A 7295-nucleotide genomic window follows, 5' to 3' on the forward strand; every position below is an offset into this window, starting at 1 on the left:
CGGGTCGACGCCGACGCAGGGGGCGGCTCCGGCCGGCGGGTGCGGGGGAGACGGTGCCGGGCCGCCTGCGGCCAGGGCGAGCCGGACGGGACGGCCGGGCAGGGCACGCCGGCGTCGGGGCGGCCGGCGCAGCAGGGTGGCGACGAGCAGGGCGACGGCGGCGAGTCCGGCCAGCACGACCAGTTGACCGGTGTGCCCCGGGTCGGCCGTGGCCGGTGGGGTGGCGTCCGCGCCGGTCGGGGGCAGCGGGCCGATGCGCACACCCGGCCCCCGCGCGTCCGGGGGCAGCGCCAGCACCCAGCCGGGGCGCAGTTCGGCCGGATCGGTCAACCGTCCGCCGTCGGGCTGGCGGCGGCCCCGGTTCAGCTCGAAGACCTCCCGGTACCGGTTGCCGTCGCCGAGGGTGGTGGCCGCGATCTGGTAGAGGTACTCCCGCTGACCGCCCACCGGCGGCCCCACCACGTAGTACCGTCCGGCCGGCGTCGCGTCGGCGGAGTGCGTGGCGGGCGGCGTCGCGACCGACCCCGCGTGCGACGGTGCCGGGTGGACGGACTCCCGGTCGGGCACCGTTCCCGCGGCGTGGGCGGCGGCGAGCAGGAGGGCGGCCAGGACCGCCGCCGTCGTGACGACGATGCCGCGCCGCCTCGACCGGCCGGTGACCCGTCGGGTCACCGGTCGCCCGGTGCCGGTGGTGGTCGGGAATCGCACGGTCAGCCTCCTTGATCCTCCACCGGGGTGCAGCCCTTCCCCGGCCGCTGCCTACAACGGCGGCGACCGGCGATCTGTTCAGTACGGCTCGCCGTCCGTCCCCCGCCCGGTTGGCCGAATCGCAATCGACCGGACCCGGGGCCGGTACGGGCAAGGCCGTAGCCTGGGCGGGCCACGACGACGCTGGGAGGTAGCGCTGTCCCGCCCGCTTCCGGTGACCGGACGCCACCGGGCCCGCTGGTCCCGCCCGCTGGTCGCCCTGCTGCTCGGTGGGCTCGCCGTCCCGGTGTCGACGGTGGCCGTGGCGGCACCGGCTACGGCCGCCCCCGTGCCCTCGCCCCCGGCCGGCGCGCCGGGCCGGCCGGGCCCCGCGCCGAACGGCTTCGTGAAGTACCTGGTGGTGGGCGCGGAGCAGGGCCGGGTCGAGCACCTCTGGGAGGTCGCGTTGCGGGTCCTCGGCGACGCGCAGCGGTACCCGGAGATCTTCGCCCTGAACAAGGGACGGGTCCAACCGGACGGCATCGCGGTCACCGACCCCGCCGTGCTGCGTCCGGGCTGGGTCCTGGTGCTGCCCTGGGACGCCGTCGGCGCGGGCGTCAGCTACGGCCCGCTGCCGGCCTTCACCCCGGCCCGCCCGGCGGCGACGCCCCGCCCCCGGCCGAGCGCCGCGCCGACCAGCGCCCTGGTCTGCACGGTGGCGCCGAAGCGGCGGATCGGCGGGGTGCCCTGGGCGCAGCTGCGGCTGACCCCGGAGGTGGCCTGGACCCGGGGCCGGGGCGCGGGGGTCACGGTCGCGGTCATCGACTCCGGAGTGGACGCCACCCCGCCGGCCCTCGCCGGTCGGGTCCGTCCCGGTGCGGACGCCGGGGCCGGCGGCGACGCCCGGGGGGACCGGGACTGCACCGGGCACGGCACCGCGCTGGCCGGGATCGTCGCCGCCGCGCGGCAGCGGGGCACCGGTTTCGTCGGTCTCGCCCCCGAGGCCACCGTCCTGCCGGTCCGGGTCGGCATGGCCGCCGGGACGGCGGAGCCGACCGAACTGGTGGCCGCGCTGCGGGTGGCGACCACGGCCGGGGCCGGGGTGGCGGTGGTCGGCGGATCGGTGGACACCACCGACAAACGGGTGGTCACGGCGCTGCGCGCGGCGGTCACCCGGGGCACCACCGTGGTGGTGGCGGCCCGCCCGGCGACGGCGGCGAAGGGCGCCGCCCTGCCGCCGGGGGTGCTGCGGGTCGGCGCGGTGGGCCCGGACGACCGGCTGGCGGAGGTGCACCGGCCGGGGGAGGTCGACGTGGTGGCGCCGGGCGTGGACGTGGTGGGTCTCGGGATCGGCTCGGGCGAGGTGCAGGGCACCGGTACGGACTACGCCGTGGGGTTCGTCGCCGGGCTGGTCGCCCTGGTCCGCTCCAGCGCACCCTGGTTGGACGCGGTCGAGGCGGCGGCCCGGGTCACGGCCACGGCCGACGGGGCGGCGTCACCGGCGGCCGGGCCCGACCCGTGGCACGGCTGGGGCATGATCAATCCGGCGGCGGCGGTGAACGCCACCCCGGCCGGCGTCGCCACCACCGTGCAGCGGCGGAGCCCGGCCGGCGCGGTCACCGTGCTGGCGGCGATCCTCACGCTGGTCGCCCTCACCGTCGGCCTGCGCCGCCGCCGGCGACGCTGACCCGCCCCCGCCGGCCCCACCGGAACTGCCCTCCACCGGCCCGGCCAGCCCCCGCCCCGTGACCGCCCGACAGGGGGCCCGCCGCACGGCCGGTGGCCCGTGCCGCCCGGACGGCGGTCAGCCGACCGGCACGGGGTCGGGTTCGACGTACGCGGTCTGGATCATCCGGTGTCCGCGTCGGGTCAGCACCATCGCCCGGCCGGGCGGCAGGTGCCGTCCCTTCACCCCGCCCAGCAGCGGCCCCTCCGTCGGCGGGCAGGACAGGGCGAGGTCCGGGCTGCTGGCCTCCTGGAGGCGACGCAGCAGCGGGTCCATCGACATCCGCATCAGGTTCGCGGTGCCCCGCACGACCACCAGGTGCAGCCCGATGTCGACGCCGTGCGGGACGTACGGGATGAGGGGTTGCAGGGGGTTGTCCTGCCCGGCGAGCATCTCGAAGTCGTCGACCAGCACGAACAGTCGCGGTCCGGTCCACCAGTCGCGGCGGCGCAACTGCTCGGGGCTGATCTCCTTACCCGGCAGCCGTCCCTTGAGGCCGACCACCGCGTCGGCGACGGTCTCCCGGGTGGAGTCGGCGGAGACCGAGTAGCCGAGGCGGTACTCGGCCGGCACCGAGTCGAACAACTGCCGGCGGTAGTCGACGATCAGGATGCGCGCCTCGGCCGGGGTGAACCGGCCGACGATCATGCGGGCCAGGTGGCGCAGCAGGTTGGTCTTGCCGCTCTGGCTGTCGCCGAGCCCGGTCAGGTGCGGCAGCTCCGCGAAGTCGTGCCAGTACGGCTTCAGGTCGGTCTCGTCCAGGCCGAGCGGCACCCACAGGTCGCCCTCGGCCGGCGGCAGGTCGGCGGCGGGGAGCACCGCCGGCAGGGTACGCACCGGAGACGCCACCGGCCCGGCCCAGAACTCGGCCACCGTGCCGGCCAGCTCACGCGCCCCCTCGGCGGTGCTCGCCGGGTCGGCCACCCCGTCGATGCGCGGCAGCGCCCCCAGGACGTGCAGCTTCTCGGGGGTGAGGCCGTGCCCCGGCGCACGCGGCACGGTGGCCGCCAACCGCAGGTCGATGGCCGAGTCGACGGCGTCACCGAGACGCAGTTCCAGTTTGATGCCGAGCTGGTCGCGCATGCTGTGGTGCACCTCCGACCAGCGGGCCGCGCTGACGATCAGGTGGACACCGAAGTTGAGCCCCCGGGCGGCGATCTGCCGCAGCGCCACCTCCAGCGGCTCGAACTCCTGCCGCAGCGTGAACCAGCCGTCGACCACCAGGAACACGTCGCCGTACGGGTCGTCGGTGACCTGACCCTCGGCGCGCAGCCGGCGGTAGGTCTGGATGCTGTCGATGCTCTGCTCGGTGAAGCGCCGCTCCCGCTGGTTGATCAGGCCGGTCACCTCGGCGACGGTCCGGCCGACCCGGTCGGTGTCGAGCCGGCCGGCGACGCTGCCCACGTGCGGCAGGCCGGCGACGGTGCCCAGGGTGCCGCCGCCGAAGTCCAGGCAGTAGAACTGCACGTCGGTGGGGCGGTGGGTGAGCGCCAGCGCGCAGATCAGGCTCCGGATCAGAGTGCTCTTGCCGCTGCGGGTGCCGCCGGCCACGCCGATGTGCCCGCCCACCCCGGACAGGTCCACGGTGAGCAGGTCGCGCAGCTGCTCGTAGGGCTTGTCGATGAAACCGAGCGGGACGACCAGCCGGCCGTTGCCGGGCCAGTCCGCGGCGACCAGCCCGAGGTCGGGGTCGGGGGTCAGCGCCGGCAGCAGGCTGTCCAGGGTGGGGGATTCGCCCAGCGGCGGCAGCCAGACCTGGTGGGCCGGTGGCCCGGAGTCGACGAGCTGGTCGGTGACGATCGCGAACACGCTGCGCGCGGCGGGCTCCGCCCCGTCCACCGGCGGTGGGCCGGACCCGGCCGGACCGGTCGCCGGCGTGCCCGCTGCGGCGCTCGACGTGCCGGCTGCGGCGGTCGGCGTGCCCGGGCCGGTCGCGGGTGCGGTGTCGACGGATGGCACCGGCGGGGTCGGCTGCTCCGCCGTCACCGGGTCCAGCCGGTAGGGCACCACCTGCCGCTGGACCACCTCCTGCCGGACCCGGGCCCGGCGGGGGCGGTACTCGCCGGAGACGTACGCGGCCTTGAACCGCAGCAGTGTCGACACGTCCATCCGCAGGTAGCCGTTGCCCGGGGCGGCCGGCAACTCGTAGGCGTCGGGCACCCCGATCACCGAGCGGGACTCCATCGCCGAGAAGGTCCGCAACCCGATCCGGTACGACAGGTGCGACTCCAACTGCCCGATCCGGCCGTCGTCGACGCGCTGGCTGGCCAGCAGCAGGTGCACGGCGAGCGACCGGCCGAGCCGGCCGATCATGACGAACAGGTCGATGAAGTCCCGGTGCGCGGCGAGCAGCTCGGAGAACTCGTCGACGACCACGAAGAGGGTGGGCAGCGGGTCCAGCGGGGTGCCGCCGGCGCGGGCCTTCTCGTACTCCAGCACCGAGCTGTAGCCGCCGGCGGCCCGCAGCAGTTCCTGCCGGCGGACCAGCTCGCCGTGCAGGGCGTCACGCATCCGGCCGACCAGCGACGCCTCGTCGGCCAGGTTGGTGATCACCGCCGAGGTGTGCGGCAGCCGGTCCAGGCCGAGGAACGTCGCCCCGCCCTTGAAGTCGACCAGGACCAGGTTGAGCGTCTCCGAGGAGTGCGTGACGGCCAACGCCAGCACCAGCGTCCGCAGCAACTCGCTCTTGCCGGAGCCGGTCGCGCCGATCAGCATCCCGTGCGGTCCCATGCCGCCCAGCGCGGACTCCTTGAGGTCCAGCTCGACCGGGGCGCCGGTGGCGTCCACCCCGATCGGCACCCGCAGCCGCTCGTCGGGCCCGCGCCGGTCGCGCAACGCGGCCAGCTCCAACCGTTCCAGGTCGGGGATGCGCAGCAGCGTGCCCAGATCGAAGTCGGCCTTCATCGGTTCGGGGGCCAGTTCGGTGCTGACCGCCAGCCGGTAGGGCGACAGCAGCCGGGCGACCGTGCGGGCCGCCGCCGGGCCGAGCAGGTCGGGGGCGGCGAGCACCTGCCGGGTCTCCTGGCCCACCCGGTCCCGCCCGAGCATGGTCAGCGTGCCGTCGGCGACCTCCAGGTTGAGGATGCCCTTGCCGGTGGCGACCGGCGGGTCGTCCAGGTCGACGAAGACCGCGTTGCGGTAGCCGCCGGTGGTGAGCCGGTGACCGGCCGGCACCCGGCCGCCGTCGCGGACCACCACCACGTACGGCTCGTCCCGGTCGGGGGTGACGCCCGGCTCGTAGCGGGGACGGCCGGTGAACTCCGCGCCGAGCAGCCGTTCGAGGCGTTCGATCCCGTCGGCGGCCAGCCGCGCCGTCCCGGCGGCGTCCTGTTCGGTGGGGTGCTGGGCGTGCGGCAGCCACTTGACCCACTCCCAGGCCGCCAGCCCGTCCGGGTCGACGCAGAGCGCAACCCGGACCTCCTCCGGCGCGTGCAACGCGCCGAGCTGGGTGAGCAGTGCCCGCAGCAGCGCCCGCGCCGCCGCCCGGTCCCCGGTCACCCGGATCTCGGCGAAGCCCGGCAGGAACAGCGCCACCGGCTGGTCCGGCAGGGTGCTGTACGCCCGGATGAACCGGCGCAGCGCCTTCGCGGCGACCGGTTCGAGATCCTCGACCGGCTTGGTCTGCATCGGCGCGATCCGGACCGCCAGCCGCTGTTCGCCGGTGCCGACCCGGATCTCCAGGAAGTCCGGGTGGGTGGGGCGACGTTCCCAGCGTCGGGTGGTCATCGCCAGCGACCACAGCGACGCCGGGTCGGGGTGCCGCCACAGGCTGGAGTCCCGCTGGTCCTGGGCGAACCGGCGGACCCGGCGGCGGTGCTGGGCGAGATAGCGCAGGTAGTCGCGGCGGTCACCGCCGTGGCGCTGCTTGCGTTCCCCGCTGCTGGCGATGACCGAACCGATCATCACCCCGCCCATGGCCACCGCCATCATGCCGGCCATCACCCAGGTCAGCGGGCCCCGCGACGGGCCCATGAACATCAGCATCATCACGCCGGTCATCAGCGCCATCGGCAGCACCATCATCGCCTGCCGGGCGCCGTTGTGCTGCGGCTCGCTCAGCTCGGGCGGCTCCTGGAGGGTCAACTCCCCGGTGGGCATCTCCGGCCCGCCGCGCCGTGCCGGCCGCCGGAACAGCACCGTCCCCATGCTCGTCTCCCTCCACCCGGGCCGTCGGCCCCCCTCCACAACGGAGCACGGGCCGATCCGGGTCGATCCCGGTTTCCGGCCGGGATACCGGCGGGTCCCGGCGGGGAGAAAATTCCGATCACCCGTTGAACGTTCTCCGGGCGGGGCCGTTGAAGGGGCCGTGACAGGCACCGAGACCGAGCAGATGTGCCGGCTGGTCGTACGCGGACCGAGCCGGCAGATCGAGGTCGCCGTGCCGGTCGGGGTGGTCGTGGCCGACCTGTTGCCGGCGCTGCTGCACCACCTCGGCGACGGGCTGGCCGACACGGGGCTGAGCCACGGCGGTTGGGTGCTGCAACGGGCCGGCTCGGCCCCGCTGGACGAGGAGAGCAGCGTCGCCGCGCTCGACCTGCACGACGGCGACCTGGTGTACCTGCGTCCGCGCGCCGACCAGCTGCCCGAGGTCGACTTCGACGACCTCGTCGACGGGATGGCGACCGGGGTGCGGGACCGCCCCGGCCGGTGGCGTCCCGAGCTGGTCCGCCCGGTGGTGCTGGGGCTGGCCGGTCTGCTGTTCGCCGTCGGGCTGGTGGCCCTGGCGCTGCCCGGCCCGGTGCCGCTGCGGGCGGTGGCGGCGCTGGCGGTGGCGGCGGTGGCACTGGGCGGCGGGGCCGCCGTGGTCCGGGCCGCCGCCAAGCGGGGGTTCGGCGTGCTGCTGGCCGTCGCCGCGACCGGCTACGCCGGCCTGGCCGGGCTG

General features: G+C 75.9%; 3 protein-coding genes and 1 pseudogene. 2 read left to right on the forward strand and 2 right to left on the reverse strand.

What is annotated here, in order from left to right; all coding sequences use genetic code 11:
* Window positions 1-708, reverse strand: a pseudogene (locus tag ACOJTC_RS15595) (hypothetical protein); the annotation flags it as partial.
* A 214-nt stretch (window positions 709-922) separates the two neighbouring features.
* Here ACOJTC_RS15595 and ACOJTC_RS15600 point away from each other — a divergent pair.
* A complete protein-coding gene (locus ACOJTC_RS15600; RefSeq protein ID WP_420117420.1) occupies window positions 923-2374 on the forward strand; it encodes a S8 family serine peptidase in 1452 nt (483 codons plus the stop codon).
* Between the two features lie 117 nt (window positions 2375-2491).
* On the opposite strand, the gene eccCa is transcribed toward ACOJTC_RS15600, so the two are convergent.
* Window positions 2492-6559, reverse strand: coding sequence for a type VII secretion protein EccCa (eccCa, locus tag ACOJTC_RS15605; RefSeq protein WP_420117421.1), 4068 nt, complete (start codon window positions 6557-6559; stop codon window positions 2492-2494).
* Between the two features lie 160 nt (window positions 6560-6719).
* On the opposite strand from eccCa, the gene ACOJTC_RS15610 reads away from it, so the two are divergent.
* On the forward strand, window positions 6720-7295 hold a 576-nt coding region (locus ACOJTC_RS15610), incomplete at its 3' end, for an EsaB/YukD family protein (protein WP_420117422.1).

The organism is Micromonospora sp. (genome assembly GCF_048594385.1).
GTDB classification, from domain to species: Bacteria; Actinomycetota; Actinomycetes; order Mycobacteriales; family Micromonosporaceae; genus Micromonospora; species Micromonospora wenchangensis.